At 74.2% G+C, this 14,779-nt stretch carries 11 protein-coding genes and 1 riboswitch; of the genes, 7 read left to right on the forward strand and 4 right to left on the reverse strand.

Annotated features, from left to right (window positions below; all coding sequences use genetic code 11):
* Window positions 1–263: 263 nt before the first annotated feature.
* From ACLIYP_RS07595 to ACLIYP_RS07620, 6 genes are all read left to right on the forward strand, one after another.
* On the forward strand, window positions 264–869 hold the full coding sequence (locus ACLIYP_RS07595; protein WP_412712370.1) for a TetR/AcrR family transcriptional regulator: 606 nt from the start codon (window positions 264–266) through the stop codon (window positions 867–869).
* A gap of 147 nt (window positions 870–1,016) precedes the next feature.
* The gene (locus tag ACLIYP_RS07600; protein ID WP_412712371.1) at window positions 1,017–2,231 is read left to right on the forward strand and encodes an acyl-CoA dehydrogenase family protein; all 1,215 of its coding nucleotides are present in this window, start codon (window positions 1,017–1,019) and stop codon (window positions 2,229–2,231) included.
* 94 nt (window positions 2,232–2,325) lie between these two features.
* Complete coding sequence (locus tag ACLIYP_RS07605; protein WP_412712372.1) at window positions 2,326–3,078, forward strand: SDR family oxidoreductase; 753 nt, start codon at window positions 2,326–2,328, stop codon at window positions 3,076–3,078.
* Between the two features lies 1 nt (window position 3,079).
* The gene (locus ACLIYP_RS07610) at window positions 3,080–4,180 is read left to right on the forward strand and encodes a phosphotransferase family protein (protein ID WP_412712373.1); all 1,101 of its coding nucleotides are present in this window, start codon (window positions 3,080–3,082) and stop codon (window positions 4,178–4,180) included.
* 96 nt (window positions 4,181–4,276) lie between these two features.
* Entirely contained in the window at window positions 4,277–4,999 is a 723-nt protein-coding gene (locus tag ACLIYP_RS07615) for a histidine phosphatase family protein (RefSeq protein ID WP_412712374.1), read from the forward strand.
* Window positions 5,000–5,048: 49 nt separating this feature from the next.
* Window positions 5,049–6,023 carry an NADPH:quinone oxidoreductase family protein gene (locus tag ACLIYP_RS07620; RefSeq protein ID WP_412712375.1) on the forward strand — a complete coding sequence of 325 codons (975 nt, stop codon included), beginning with the start codon at window positions 5,049–5,051 and terminating at the stop codon, window positions 6,021–6,023.
* 205 nt (window positions 6,024–6,228) lie between these two features.
* On the opposite strand, the gene ACLIYP_RS07625 is transcribed toward ACLIYP_RS07620, so the two are convergent.
* From ACLIYP_RS07625 to ACLIYP_RS07635, 3 genes are all read right to left on the reverse strand, one after another.
* On the reverse strand, window positions 6,229–8,448 hold the full coding sequence (locus tag ACLIYP_RS07625) for an NADP-dependent isocitrate dehydrogenase (RefSeq protein ID WP_412712376.1): 2,220 nt from the start codon (window positions 8,446–8,448) through the stop codon (window positions 6,229–6,231).
* Window positions 8,449–8,607: 159 nt separating this feature from the next.
* The gene (locus ACLIYP_RS07630; protein ID WP_412712377.1) at window positions 8,608–9,696 is read right to left on the reverse strand and encodes a transglycosylase family protein; all 1,089 of its coding nucleotides are present in this window, start codon (window positions 9,694–9,696) and stop codon (window positions 8,608–8,610) included.
* Between the two features lie 6 nt (window positions 9,697–9,702).
* A riboswitch (cyclic di-AMP (ydaO/yuaA leader) is annotated at window positions 9,703–9,876 on the reverse strand.
* Between the two features lie 725 nt (window positions 9,877–10,601).
* Entirely contained in the window at window positions 10,602–11,900 is a 1,299-nt protein-coding gene (locus ACLIYP_RS07635) for a zinc-dependent alcohol dehydrogenase (protein ID WP_412712378.1), read from the reverse strand.
* 217 nt (window positions 11,901–12,117) lie between these two features.
* On the opposite strand from ACLIYP_RS07635, the gene ACLIYP_RS07640 reads away from it, so the two are divergent.
* Window positions 12,118–13,494, forward strand: coding sequence for an erythromycin esterase family protein (locus tag ACLIYP_RS07640; RefSeq protein WP_412712379.1), 1,377 nt, complete (start codon window positions 12,118–12,120; stop codon window positions 13,492–13,494).
* Between the two features lie 51 nt (window positions 13,495–13,545).
* Here ACLIYP_RS07640 and ACLIYP_RS07645 read toward each other — a convergent pair whose 3' ends face one another.
* Window positions 13,546–14,631, reverse strand: coding sequence for a flavin-containing monooxygenase (locus tag ACLIYP_RS07645; RefSeq protein WP_412712380.1), 1,086 nt, complete (start codon window positions 14,629–14,631; stop codon window positions 13,546–13,548).
* Window positions 14,632–14,779: the final 148 nt, after the last annotated feature.

The following is a 14,779-nucleotide window of genomic DNA, read 5'->3' on the forward strand; positions in this document are numbered from 1 at the left end:
TCGCGGGTGCCGGAGGGCGGGACAGTGTCCCCGGGCCTCACCCACCGCCTGCGAGGACGATCGTCCGGCTGAAGCCTCGCAGTGCCATACGCCGCGAAGGCGACCGCCGCCCCGGCACCCGCGCCCCGTACCGGCGCCGGCCAGGTTCCCCCCCGTCCTGGCCGGCGCCTTCCCATGCCCGCCCACCTCCGCCCCGGCACGGGCGGGCGGCGCCGCCGGGCGGAGGTTTACCGGGTGCGCGACGGCGGGTTACCGTCACCCCCATGACCGCCGATCCCGTCCGCGCCCGGGTGCGCCTGAGCGCCGAGGACCGGCGCGGGCAGCTGATCGGCATCGGACTGAGGCTGCTGGCCGACCGCCCCGTCCACGAGCTGTCCATCCACGAGGTGGCCGCCGAGGCGGGCATCTCGCGCGGCCTGCTGTTCCACTACTTCCCGACCAAGCGCGACTACTACGCCGCGGTGGTCCGGGCCGCCGGGCAGCGGCTGCTGCGGCACACACGCCTGCCGGAGGAGGGCGGGCCCGAGGAGCGGGTGCGCGCCGTGGTGGAGGGTTTCACCGGCTTCGTGCGGCGCCGCCGCGCCAACTACGTGGCCCTGGTGCGTGCCGGAGCCGGCGGGGACGATCTGGTGGTGGAGGTGTTCGAGGACATCCGCGCCGCGCTGGCCGGGCGGATCCTGACGGCGCTGGGCGATCCCTCCCCCGATCCGCTGGTGCGGCTCGCGGTGCGCGGCTGGCTGGCGATGGCGGAGGAGATGGCGATCGGGGCCGGTGAGGAGGTGGCGGCCGAGGAACTGGTGGGCTTCCTCGTGGACGGCCTCGGCCGGCTGCTCGCACCCTTGGGTGCGCCGCTCGTCCAGCCCCGCTGACCGTCCCGTCCGCCGGGCGCGGGACGGAAGGTGATCCGGGCCACCCCGCGCCACCACTATTGAGTACTGCTCAGTATGTTGGCTACGCTCGCCGTCGCAACGACACCGCCCCGGGCGCCCCGGGCGCCCTTCAGCAAGGAGCCGGCCGTGGACTTCGCCCACTCGCCGCGGGCTCGGGAGTACGTCGAGCGCGTCGCCGGATTCGTCGACACCGAGATCGTCCCCCGCGAACGCGAGTACCTCGACGCCCTGCGCGGCCGGGCCGACCGGTGGGTGGTCCCGCCGCTGGTCGGGGAGCTCAAGGCCAGGGCCCGCGAGCAGGGCCTGTGGAACCTCTTCCTGCCCGACACGCGCCACGGCGCCGGGCTGGGCGTGGTGGAGTACGCGCCGGTGGCCGAGGTGATGGGCCGCTCCCTCATCGCGCCCGAGGTGTTCAACTGCAACGCCCCCGACACCGGCAACGCCGAGGTCCTGCTGCACCACGGCAGCGACGAGCAGCGCGAGCGGTGGCTGGAGCCCCTGCTGGACGGGCGCATCCGCTCGGCGTTCTGCATGACCGAGCCGGAGGTCGCCTCCTCGGACGCCTCCAACATGGCGGCGACCGCCGTCCTGGACGGGGACGAGGTGGTGCTCGACGGGCGCAAGTGGTGGAGCACCGGCATCGGGCACCCCGACTGCCGCTTCGCGGTCTTCATGGGACTGACGGACCCCGGCGCCCACCGCCACCGGCGGCACTCGATGGTGCTGGTGCCCCTGGACACCCCGGGGGTGCGGATCGAGCGGATGCTGCCGGTGCTCGGCTATCTGGACGAGCCCTACGGCCACGGCGAGGTGTCCTTCACCGGCGTGCGCCTGCCGAGCAGCGCGATCATCGGCGGACCGGGCCGCGGCTTCGAGATCGCCCAGGGCAGGCTGGGCCCCGGACGCATCCACCACTGCATGCGTCTGATCGGGATGGCCGAGCGCGCCCTGGAGCTGGCCTGCCGCCGTGCCGTCTCCCGCACCGCCTTCGGCAGGCCGCTGGCCAACCTCGGCGGCAACCGGGAGCGCATCGCACGGGCCCGCATCGCGATCGACCGGGCACGCCTGCAGGTGCTCCACGCCGCGTGGCTGCTGGACACCGCCGGGCCGCTCGGGGCCCTCGGGCAGCTCTCCCAGGTCAAGGCGGCCGTACCCGCCATGGCGCAGGAGGTCGTCGACATGGCCGTCCAGCTGCACGGCGGGGCGGGGCTGTCCGACGACACCCCGCTGGCCGGCTTCCTGGCCGCCGCCCGCGCGCTGCGCCTGGCCGACGGACCCGACGAGGTGCACCTGGGCGTCGTCGCGAAGCTGGAGCTCTCCGGCCACCGGGAGCGGCCGTGAGCGGGGAGGCGGCACCGGCCCGGCCGGCGGCCGCCGCGAAGGGTGCCGGGAACAGGGCCGGGAACACGACGGAAGACACACAGGAGCACACGGCATGAGCACCCGCAAGAACATCCTCATCACCGGGGCCAGCGCCGGGCTGGGCGAGCAGATGGCCCGCGAGTTCGCCGCCAGGGGGCGCGACCTCGCCCTGTGCGCCCGCCGCACCGACCGCCTGGAGCGGCTGCGCGAGGAGCTGCTGGCCGCCCACCCCGGCATCACCGTCTCGGTACGCGCGCTGGACGTCAACGACCACGGCGCCGTCTTCGAGGTCTTCCGCGCCTTCCGCGCCGACCTGGGCTCCCTGGACCGGGTCGTGGTCAACGCCGGGCTGGGCAAGGGCCAGCCGATCGGCACCGGGCGCTTCGACGCCAACCTCCAGACCGTGCGGACCAACTTCACCGCCGCGCTGGCCCAGTGCGAGGCCGCCGTGGAGGTCTTCCGCGACCAGAGGGCCGGCCACCTGGTCGTCGTCTCCTCGATGAGCGCCATGCGCGGCCTGCCCCGCAACCTCACCGCGTACGCGGCCAGCAAGGCCGGCGTCGCGGCCCTCGCCGAGGGCATCCGCGCCGAGCTGCTGCGCACCCCCATCAAGGTCACCACCCTCTTCCCCGGCTACATCGCCTCCGAGATGAGCGGGTCGGCGGGCCGGACGCCGCTGATGGTCTCCACCGAGAAGGGGGTGCGCGCCATGGTGAAGGCCATCGAGGCCGAACGCGCCCAGGCGAAGGTGCCCGCCTGGCCCTGGGCGCCCATGGGCTTCGCCATGCGCCGGCTGCCCCTGGGCGTCGTGGCGAGGATGAGCTGAGATGAGCCGCTCCCCCGCCTCCCCCGAACCCCCCGGCCCGCCCGCCTCCCGGTCCGGCCTGCGTGCCGTACGCGCCGAGGACGCCTTCGACGTCGCCCGGGTGGACGCCTGGCTCAAGGAGCGGCTGGACGGCCTCGCCGGCACCCCGGAGGTCACCCAGTTCTCCGGCGGCGCCTCCAACCTCACCTATCTGCTGCGCTATCCGGGCGCCGAGCTGGTGCTGCGCCGCCCGCCGGCCGGGCGCAAGGCGTCCTCGGCCCACGACATGGCCCGCGAGTACCACGTGCAGGAGCGGCTGCGGCCGGTCTTCCCGTACGTGCCGGCCGTGCGCGCCCTGTGCCGGGATCCGGAGGTCATCGGCGGCGACTTCTACGTCATGGACCGCGTGCCCGGCCTGATCCTGCGCGGCCGCCTCCCCGAGGGCCTGAGGCTGGACCGAGCGCGGGCACGCCGGCTCTCGGAGACCTTCGTCGACACCCTCGCCGACCTGCACCGCGTGGACGCCCGGGCCGCCGGCCTGGGCGACCTGGGCCGGGGGACGGGGTACGTCCGGCGCCAGGTGGAGGGCTGGACCAGCCGCTACGCCCAGGCCCGCACCTGGAACACCCCGCGCTTCGGCAGGGTGACGTCCTGGCTCGCCGACAACCGGCCCGACGACGTGGCCACCTGTGTGGTCCACAACGACTGGCGGCTGGACAACATCGTCCTGAACCCCGGGGACCTGCGTGTGACCGGTGTCCTGGACTGGGAGATGGCCACACTCGGCGACCCGCTGATGGACCTGGGCAGCGCGCTCGCCTACTGGGTCCAGGCCGACGACGACCGGATGGCGCGGGCCACCCGGCGCCAGCCCAGCCATCTGCCCGGCATGCTCACCCGCGCCGAGATCGTCCAGCGCTACCGCGAGCGCACCGGGCTGCCGGCAGGCGACTGGACCTTCTACGAGGTCTTCGGCCTGTTCCGGCTGGCCGCGATCGCCCAGCAGATCTACTACCGCTACCACCACGGGCAGACCCGCAACCCGGCGTTCCGGAACCTGTGGCTGGCGGTGCACTACCTCGACCGGCGCTGCCGCCGCGCCATCGCCCGGGCGGGCCGCTGAGCGGCGCCGCGGGTCCCGGTGGCACCGGCGGCACCGGCGGCACCGGCGAGCAATTCGACAGCACTTCGACGGCACTTCGACGGCAGGAGGGCAGCGATGCCGGTCATCCACCTGGTCCGCCACGGCCAGGCCACGTTCGGCGCCGACACGGCCGAGGGGTACGACGTGCTGTCGGACCTCGGGCGCAGACAGGCGGAGGTCGCCGGGGCCGAGCTGGCCCGGCGCGCGCCGCGCGATCCGGTCGTGGTCTGCGGCACCCTGGCCCGGCAGCGCGACACGGCGGAGATCATCGTGAGGACCGCCGGGCTGCCCGGGGCGCCGCGCACCGACCCGCGGTGGAACGAGTACGACCACATCGGCCTCGTCGGACGCTACGGCGGCACCGCCCCGCAGAGCCCGCCCGCGGACGCCCGCACCGACGCCTCCACCGACGCCCCCGCCCCCGCCCCCGCCGGCTCGCGCGGTGATTCGCGCGGCGTACAGGCACTCCTCGACCGGGCCCTGGAGGCGTGGATGGCGGACACGGGCGAGGGCGGCTGGCAGCGGTTCGCCTCCGGTGCCGCCGGCGCGCTGCGGGAGCTGGCCGCCGGACTCGGGCCCGGGCGCGACGCGGTGGTGGTCACCTCCGGCGGGGTGCTGGCGGCCCTGTGCGGAGGGCTGCTGTCCGCGCCGCCCGCCGGGGTCGTGGCACTGAACCGGGTCGCCGTCAACGCGGCGATCACCACCCTCGCCGCGGGCTCCTCCGGCATCAGCCTGCTGGCCTTCAACGACCATGCGCACTTCACCGGGGAGCGGCGCGCACTGCTCACCTACCGCTGACCCCGCCGCTCCCCCACCGTCCGCTCTCCCGGAAGGAATCCCCGTCCCCATGCGCGCAGTACAGGTGGTGTCCCTGGACGGCCCCGGCGCCGTACGGGTCGCCGACACCGGCGACCCGCGGCCGGCCCCGGGCCAGGTGCTCGTCGACGTCCACGCCGCGGGCGTGACCTACCCGGACGTCCTGCTGACCCGCGGGCGGTACCAGCTCAGGCCCGAGCCGCCGTTCGTACCCGGCTCGGAGGTGGCCGGCACCGTCCGCAGCGCCCCCGGGGGCAGCGGCCTGGCGCCGGGCGACCGGGTGGCCGCCTTCCCCGGTTTCGGCGGTTTCGCGGAACGGGTGGCGGCCGACCCGTCGGTCGTCTTCCCGCTGCCGGAGCGGCTGTCGTTCACGGCCGGCGCCGGGGTGCCGATGAACTACCTGACGGTCCACTTCGCGCTGGCCCGCCGGGGGCGGCTGCGCGCGGGCGAGACGGTGCTGGTGCACGGGGCCGCGGGCGGCGTGGGCACGGCGGCGGTGCAGATGGCGCGCGCCCTGGGGGCACGGGTGATCGCGGTGGTCTCCACCGAGGCCAAGGCGGAGGTCGCCCGCCGGGCCGGGGCCCACGAGACGGTGCTCGCCGAGGGGTTCCGGCAGCCGGTGGCGGAGCTGACCGGGGGGCGGGGCGTCGACGTCGTCCTCGACCCGGTCGGCGGGGACCGCTTCACCGACTCGCTGCGCAGCCTCGCCCCGGAGGGGCGCCTGCTGGTGGTCGGCTTCACGGGCGGCGAGATCCCCACCGTGAAGGTCAACCGGCTGCTGCTGAACAACATCGAGGTCGTCGGGGTGGGCTGGGGCGCCTTCTGGCTGCCCCGGCCGGAGTACCTGCGCGAGCAGTGGGAGGAGATCCTGCCCCATCTGGAGAGCGGTGCGCTCGACCCGCTGGTCGGCTCCGTCCACCCCCTTGAGAGGGCCGCGGACGCGCTGCGCGAGCTCGACGGGCGCGGCGCGGCGGGCAAGGTCGTCCTGCGGGTACGGGAGGACTGAGCGCACGGGCGGAGTGAGCGCACGGGCGGAGTGAGCGCACGGGCGGAGTGAGCGCACGGGCGGGCCGGGCGTACCGGCGGCGCCCGCCGGGCTCACGCCCCCGGGAGACAGGGAAGGCCGCCCCGGCCGGACGAGGGGTCCGGCCGGGGCGGCGGCGTCACGGGAAGGGCGCGGGTGCGGAGGGACGGCCCCCGCGCCCGCCGCGTCAGGCCAGGCTCGCCAGGGCCCGGTTGAAGGTCTCCGACGGGCGCATCACGGCCGAGGCCTTGTCGTCGTCGGGCCGGTAGTAGCCGCCGATGTCGGCCGGGGAGCCCTGGACGGCGACCAGCTCGCCGACGATCGTCTGCTCCTGCTCGGTCAGCTCCTGCGCCAGCGGGCCGAAGGCCTGCGCGAGCTCGGCGTCGTCGGTCTGCCTCGCCAGCTCCTGCGCCCAGTACAGCGCCAGGTAGAAGTGGCTGCCGCGGTTGTCGATGCCGCCGATGCGGCGGGTGGGAGACTTGTCCTCGTTGAGGAAGGTGGCCGTGGCCCGGTCGAGGGTGTCGGCCAGCACCTGGGCCTTGGCGTTGCCCGTGGTCTGCGCGAGGTGCTCGAAGCTGACCGCCAGGGCCAGGAACTCGCCCAGGCTGTCCCAGCGCAGGTAGTTCTCCTTGACCAGCTGCTGGACGTGCTTGGGCGCGGAGCCGCCGGCGCCGGTCTCGAACAGGCCGCCGCCGTTCATCAGCGGGACGACGGAGAGCATCTTGGCGCTCGTGCCCAGCTCGAGGATCGGGAACAGGTCGGTGAGGTAGTCGCGCAGCACGTTGCCGGTGACCGAGATGGTGTCCTCGCCGCGGCGGATGCGCTCCAGGGAGAACTTCGTGGCCTCCACCGGCGCCATGATCTCGATCCGCAGACCCTCGGTGTCGTGCTCGGCCAGGTAGGTGCGGACCTTCTCGATCAGCATGGCGTCGTGGGCGCGGGTCTCGTCCAGCCAGAACACCGCCGGGGCGCCGGTGGCGCGGGCGCGGGTGACGGCCAGCTTGACCCAGTCCCTGATCGGGGCGTCCTTGGTCTGGCACATGCGGAAGATGTCGCCGGCGCCGACCGTCTGCTCCAGCACGACGTTGCCGTCGCCGTCGGTCACCCGGACGGTGCCGGTGGCGGGGATCTCGAAGGTCTTGTCGTGGCTGCCGTACTCCTCGGCCTTCTGCGCCATCAGGCCGACGTTGGGCACCGAGCCCATGGTGGCCGGGTCGAAGGCGCCGTTGGCGCGGCAGTCGTCGATGACGGCCTGGTAGACGCCGGAGTAGGAGCTGTCGGGCAGGACCGCGAGGGTGTCGTGCTCCCGGCCGTCGGGGCCCCACATGTGGCCGGAGGTGCGGATCATGGCCGGCATGGAGGCGTCGACGATGACGTCGCTGGGGACGTGCAGGTTGGTGATGCCGCGGTCGGAGTCGACCATGGCCAGCTCGGGGCCCTCGGCCAGCTCGGCCTCGAAGGACTCCTTGATCTTCGCGCCCTCGGGCAGCGACTCCAGGCCCTTGAGGATGCCGCCGAGGCCGTCGTTCGGAGTGAGGCCGGCGGCGGCGAGGGTCTGGCCGTACTCGGCGAAGGTCTTCGGGAAGAAGGCGCGCACCACGTGACCGAAGACGATCGGGTCGGAGACCTTCATCATGGTGGCCTTCAGGTGGACCGAGAACAGCACGCCCTCGGCCTTGGCGCGGGCTACCTGCTCCTTGAGGAACTCGCGCAGCGCGGCCACCCGCATGACGGCCGCGTCCACGACCTCGCCGGCGAGCACGGGTACGGACTCGCGCAGCACGGTGGTGGAGCCGTCGTCGCCCACCAGCTCGATGCGGAGGGCGCCGTCCTCGGCGAGGACCGCGGACTTCTCGGTGGAGCGGAAGTCGTCCACGCCCATGGTCGCGACGTTCGTCCTGGACTCGGGGGTCCAGGCGCCCATGCGGTGCGGGTGGGTCTTGGCGTAGTTCTTCACCGAGGCGGGGGCGCGGCGGTCGGAGTTGCCCTCGCGCAGCACCGGGTTGACGGCGCTTCCCTTGACCTTGTCGTAGCGGGCGCGGATCTCCCGCTCCTCGTCGGTCTTGGGGTCGTCGGGGTAGTCCGGCAGCGCGTAGCCCTTCTCCTGGAGCTCGGCGACGGCGGCCTTGAGCTGCGGGATGGAGGCCGAGATGTTCGGCAGCTTGATGATGTTGGCCTGGGGGGTCTTGGCCAGCTCGCCGAGCTCGGTGAGCGCGTCACCGATGCGCTGCTCCTCCTTGAGGTACTCGGGGAAGACCGCGATGATCCGCCCCGCCAGGGAGATGTCGCGGCTCTCCACGGCGACACCCGCCTTGGCGGCGTAGGCCCTGACCACCGGCAGGAACGAGTACGTCGCCAGGGCCGGGGCCTCGTCGGTCTGTGTGTAGATGATGGTCGAGTCAGTCACCGGGTGCTCCGCTCCACGTCTGCAACATTGCTCGACATCAAGATATCCCGTGGAGGGCCTCCCCCCGAAAGGGCCCCGCCCCTTGTGGCGGCGCGTTCGCGCCGCCACAAGGGGCGGGGATGCGGGGGCGGGGCCGCCGGGCCCGCGGGCCCGGCCGTCTCAGTAGGGCCCGTTGACGTTGTCGATCGAGCCGTAGCGGTCGGCCGCGTAGTTGCAGGCCGCGACGATGTTGGCGACCGGGTCGTACTGGCTGTTGGCCGTGCCCGGGACGTGGTAGGCGTCGAAGGTCGGCTTGATGACCTGGAGCAGGCCGATCGAGGGGGTGCCGCGCTGGGCGTTGATGTCCCAGTTGTTGATCGCGTTCGGGTTGCCGCCGGACTCGCGGATGATGTTGCGGTGGATGCCCTCGTAGGTGCCGGGGATGCCGTTGGCACGCATGATGTCCAGGGCCTCGCGGATCCAGCCGTCGAGGTTGTTCGCGTAGGCCTTCGGCGAGGCCTGGGGCACGGTCTTCTTGGCGGCCGGGCGGGTCTGTGTCCGGTCCGCGCGCTCCGGGGCGCGCTCCTGTCCGCCAGCGGAGGAACGGGCGGACAGGGCCAGTTCCTGGCCGGGGAAGATCAGGTGCGGGTTGCCGCCGACGATCTCGCGGTTGGCGTCGTAGACGGCCTGCCAGCCGCCCTCGACACCGTGGCTGGTGGCGATCGAGTGGAGGGTGTCGCCGGAGGCGACGGTGTGGGAGCCGGCGGTGGACCCGCGCTCTCCCCGGGGCTTCGCCGCGGACTTCGCCCCGGTCTCCGTCCCGGCTCTCACCTTGGACTCACCGCGCGTCTGGGTGGCGGTGCCGCCGGCCGGGGCGCCGGAGTCCCGGCCGAGCCCGGCCGCGGGTCCGCAGGTGGGCCAGGCTCCCGGCCCCTGGAGGGCGAGCAGCTTCTCGCCGGCGGCGATCTGCTCCTCCTTGGTGGCCAGGTCGGCGCGCGGCGCGTACTCGGTGCCGCCGGCGGCCTCCCAGCTGGACTGGGAGAACTGCAGTCCGCCGAAGTAGCCGTTGCCGGTGTTGATGGACCAGTTGCCGCCGGCCTCGCACTCGGCGACCTTCTCCCACACCTCGGTGGAGGCAGCGTTCGCGCTGCCGGCGGCGACCAGCGGCGCGGCGATGCCCGCGCCGCCGGCGGTGAGCGCGAGGGAGACGCGCGAGAACTGACGGGATATCAGGGGTGTGCGGGGGCGGCGGTGACGACCACGGGACATGGGTGTGCTTCCTCTCCCACGCCTGCGGGGTTAGCTGTCGGATTCGGGCTGGAGTTGCCCGGCCGTTCCCTTCGCGTCAGGGGCTTCGGGAATCGGCTTCACCCCAAGCCGGGCCGCCGAAGGCGCGGCACGGCGCGTATGTGGTTTCCCCGCTCCTGCCGTGGTCGGCTGCTGCCTCTCCCCGGCCGGGCGGCAGGACTCGGCGTCCCGGCGGTGGAGCCCCCACCATGGGCGGCGAAGGCCAGGCCACATAAACACAGGGAATTCACGGAAGACAAGGCGCCGGAAATCCGACGGCCCCTCACTTTGTCACCGATCCGACAAACATGGCCGCCGTGCGTGTCCGGCAACCGGCCGGAAACCGGGGCGCGGAGGGCGGCACACCCGTCAAAACGCTTTCCGGCCAGGAATTTCGGCCGCCGGCAATTAAGGATCTCAGCGGCGGGCACACGAGGAGCACGAAGGTGTGATTCCCGGCACACCTCCCGAACGACCAGTCCTTTATGGGGCGTTGTTCACGACAGGAGCCATTGGCGAACATGGCTGCCATAAGTTCCCCACCGGGGTTTTTCGCCTCAATGGCCAATTGGACATCTCATAGGCGTTTTGCCGGTTTTCCGGTGTGCCCGCGAGACGGGGCGGACAGCGGAAGCGGCCCCTCGCACGCCTTCACGCGAGGGGCCGCTTCCGCTGCGCGGTCCGGCTGCGGCCCGACGGCGGCCCGGTTCAGGCCGCCGTCCGGGGGCTCGGCGCCCGGTCGGTGGCGCCCGGTCCCGGACTCGGCGGGCCCGCCGGAGCGGCCGGAGGCGTTCCCCCTCGCTCGGCGCGGGCCGTCCGCGGGCGCCCGGCGCGGTGGGGGCCGCCGGTCTCGCGGACCCGCTTCCCCGCGTACGCTGCCGCGGCGCTCACCTTCCCCCCGTCCGCCCGGTCCCCGCGGTGGTGGCCGCTCCGGTACCGGCCGCCTCACCGAGGCCGGGGGCGACCGAGCCGTGGCCGTCCACGCCGAGGGCCACCTTCGTCCAGCCCGACTCCCGGCGGTCGAACGTCCGGTACGCCTCGACGGCGTCGGGGACCTCGGCCCAGCGGGTCAGCAGCGGGGTGGGGTCCAGTTCGCCGGAGGCGACCATGGACACCAGGCGGGGCAGGTAGCGGCGGTGGTTGCAGTTGCCCATCCGCAGGGTGAGGTTCTTCATGAACGCCTCGCCGAACGGATAGTGCTCCACCTGCGGCGGATAGACCCCGATGGTTCCGACGGTGCCGGCCTTGGCCGCCATCCGCACCGCCCAGCGGGCCGCCAGCGACGGCGCGTCGCCGGGGACCCAGGTGTCGCCGTCGGGCCGCTGCTCGGGGGCGACCTCGTCGCGCTCGCGGTCGAAATCCTGCGCCTGCCCGGCCAGGGCCTCGGCGGCCGGGCCGCGGGCGGGACGCTCGGCGTCGACGCCGACCGCGTCGACCACCCGGTCCACACCGATGCCGCCGGTCAGGTCCAGGACCGCCTCGACGGGTTCCTCGGCGTTGAAGTCGACCGTCTCGGCGTGCTGGTCGCGGGCCAGGTCCAGGCGGTCGGCAACGCCGTCCACCACGATGATCCGCCCGGCGCCCTGCAGCCGGGCGCAGGCGATCGCGGACTGGCCCACGGGGCCGGCGCCGAGGATCGCGACCGTGTCGCCGGAGCCGATCTCGGCCAGCCGCGCGCCGAACCACGCCGTGGGGTAGATGTCGGACAGCAGGATCGCCTGGGCGTCGTCGACGGTGTCCGGCAGCGGCACCAGCCCGACGTGGGCGTACGGGATCCGGGCGTACTCCGCCTGCAGCCCGTCCAGGCCGCCGGCGGCCTCGGGACCGCCGAAGAACACCGTGCCCGCCCGGCGCCCGCCGGGGTTGGCGTTGTCGCACTGGGCGTAGTAGCCGACCCGGCAGTAGCTGCACGTCCCGCAGGCGACCGTGGAGGGCACCACCACCCGGTCGCCCGGGCGGAAGTTCCGCACGCCCGCTCCGACCTCCTCCACGATTCCGACGGCCTCGTGGCCCAGGATCCGCCCCTCCTTCATGCCCGGCATCGTGCCGCGCACGAAGTGCAGGTCGGTCCCGCAGATCGCCGACGAGGTGATCCGCACGATCGCGTCGTACGGTTCGTGGATCTTCGGTTCCGGTACGTCCTCCACCCGGATGTCACCCACGCCGTGCCATACGACGGCCTTCATCAGCACTCACCCTTCCCTTCACGGGCCGGTCGCGTTCATCCGAACGGGTCGCGGGTGCCCGGGGCCCGCCGCCGGAAACCGCGGGCCCCGGGCCCCGGGCCCCCGGCCCGGGAGGGGTGTTACGCCGCCCGCCCCGGGGTACCGCGGACCGGGCACCGGCAGCCGGGCGGGCCGGGGCCCGCCCGCAGGCACCCGCGCGACCAGGGAGAGCACGGCGATGGCAGTCACCGGGGGTTCGGCCGACGGCACGGCGGCGCGAGAGGGCCGGGAGGCACAGGAGATGCGGAAGGTGCGGGAGATACGCGGCGAAGCCCTGCCGCTGACCGGCCCGCACTCCCTCGATCCCCTGCTGGAGCGGATCGGCGACGCCCGCTACGTGGCCGTCGGCGAGGCATCCCACGGCACCGCGGAGTTCTACCGGTGGCGGGCGGAGCTGACCCGCCGGCTGATCGCGGAGAAGGGCTTCTCGCTGGTGGCCGTGGAGGGCGACTGGCCCGACTGCCAGTCCCTGCACCACTGCGTCACCGGCGCCCCCGGCACCCCGGAGGACCCCGGGGAGGTGCTGGACGGCTTCGGGCGCTGGCCGCGGTGGATGTGGGCCAACACCGAGGTGCTGGAGTTCGCCCGGTGGCTGCGCGGGTACAACCTCGCCCTGCCCGCCGGGGAGCGCGTCGGCTTCTTCGGACTCGACGTCTACAGCCTGTGGGAGTCGCTGCACGCCGTGCTGGACCACGTGCGCGAACACGACCCCGACCAGGTGGAGCAGGCCCTCGCCGCCTGCCGCTGCTTCGAGCCGTACGCCCGGGATCCGCAGTCGTACGCGCTGGCCACCCAGGTGGTGCCCGCCGGGTGCCGGGCGGAGGTGGTCTCCCTGCTGACCGGACTGCGGGAGCGGGCCGGCCGGAGGCAGGCGTCCGGCGCCGACGGCGGCCGGACGGCGGAGTTCACCGTCCGGCAGAACGCCGAGATCCTGGCGGGCGCGGAGCGCTACTACCGGGCGATGGTGCGCGGCGGCCCGGAGTCGTGGAACATCCGCGACCACCACATGGCCGACACCCTCGACCGGCTCGCGGCCCACCACGGCCCGGGGACCAAGGCGGTGGTCTGGGAGCACAACACCCACGTCGGGGACGCCCGGGCCACCGACATGGCCGACGCGGGCATGGTCAACGTCGGGCAGTTGCTGCGCGAACGGCACGCGGCCGAGGGTGTGGTGCTGGTCGGCTTCGGCTCCTACGGGGGAACGGTGGTCGCCGCACAGCAGTGGGGCATGCCACCGGAGACGATGCGGGTGCCGCCCGCCCGGGACGGCAGCGTGGAGGACCTGCTGCACCGGGCACTGCCCGGCGGCTCGGCGCTGTTCGTCTGGGGCGCCGGCGTCCCCGCGCCGGCCTGGCGCCGCGAGGAGAGCGACCACCGCGCCATCGGGGTCGTCTACCGGCCGCAGGCCGAACGCTGGGGCAACTACGTCCCCACCGTGCTCACCGACCGCTACGACGCCTTCCTCTACCTGGACCGCACCCGGGCGCTGGACCCCCTCCACCGCTACGAACACGGCACGGGCGAGGAGGAGACGTACCCCACCGGGCTGTGAGCGCCCCGGCCCCGCCCCCGCGCCGCCCTCCGGCCCCGCTCGCACTCCCGGTCAGACCCGTTCCGGCTCCGCAGCCGAACCGGGCCACGGACGGGTGCGGGCGGCGAGGCGGGACAGGACGCGGGCGGCGTCGCGGCCGGCCCCGCGCAGCGTCTTGGAGGAGAAGCAGCGCTGGAACTCCAGGCCGACGAAGCCCAGTCCGGGCACGGTGGCCGCCACGCCGCCGCGGTGGAGGGGGCGGCCGCCGGTGTCCAGGACGCCGGTGCCCGCCAGATAGGGGAAGGCGGGCCGGTAGCCGGTGGCCGCCAGGACGGTGTCGACCGCCTCCTCGGTGCCGTCGGCCCACAGCACGCCCTCGGGTGTGAGGCGGGTGAACATCTCCCGCCGGTCCACACCCCGCTCCCGCAGCAGGGCACGGTGGCGGCCGTCGTCGAGCACCGAGACCGGGACCCTGTGCAGCAGCCGGCCCACGGGGACGGCGTCCAGCCCCGTGTACCTCAGCCACCAGTGCAGGTCCCTGCCGAGCGGGCGCTGCGGCGTCCAGCCGATCGGGCGGCGGGTGGCCACGGTGACGTCGGCGACGGCGCCGAGTTCGGCGGCGATCTGGACGGCGGAGTTGCCGCCGCCGACCACCACGATCCGCCGGCCGGCGAAACCGCCGGGGTCGCGGTAGTCGGCGGCGTGCAGCACGCGGCCGCCGTACTCCGCCCGCCCGGGCAGGTCCGGCATACGGGGGTTGCCGTAGTCGCCGGTCGCGGCGACGACCGCCCGCGCGGTGAAGCGGCGGCCGTCCCCGGCCCGCACCACCCAGGCGCCCTGCTCGCGGGCGGCGGAGACGACGGTGGTGGAGGTGCTGATCCGGGCGGGCAGGCGTCGGGCGTAGGCACGCAGATAGGCCACCACCTCGTCCCGGCTCGGGTACCGGTCCGGATCGCCGGGGAAGTCCGCGCCGGGGAGCGCGCTGTAGCGGGCCGGGGAGAAGAGGGTGAGGCTGTCGTAGTAGTGCGGCCAGGCCCCGCCCGCCTGCTCCGCGGCCTCCAGGACCAGGGTGCGGGCGAAGCCGCGGCGCGGGGCGAGGGCGGCGGTGGCCAGGCCGGACTGCCCGGCGCCGATGACGATCAGGTCGGCGTCTTCCATCGGGATGCGGGCCCTTCGGGTCGTTGTGCCGTTCCGGGGAGCGCCGAAGAACCGGGCGGCGGGAGGGCATGGCCACACGCCCCCTGCTTCGACGCATGTCTATCTTGACGTTTGTCGATACAGCGTGGCAAGCTCCAGGACATCGACA

The organism is Streptomyces nanhaiensis (genome assembly GCF_046614825.1).
GTDB lineage: Bacteria > Actinomycetota > Actinomycetes > Streptomycetales > Streptomycetaceae > Streptomyces > Streptomyces radiopugnans.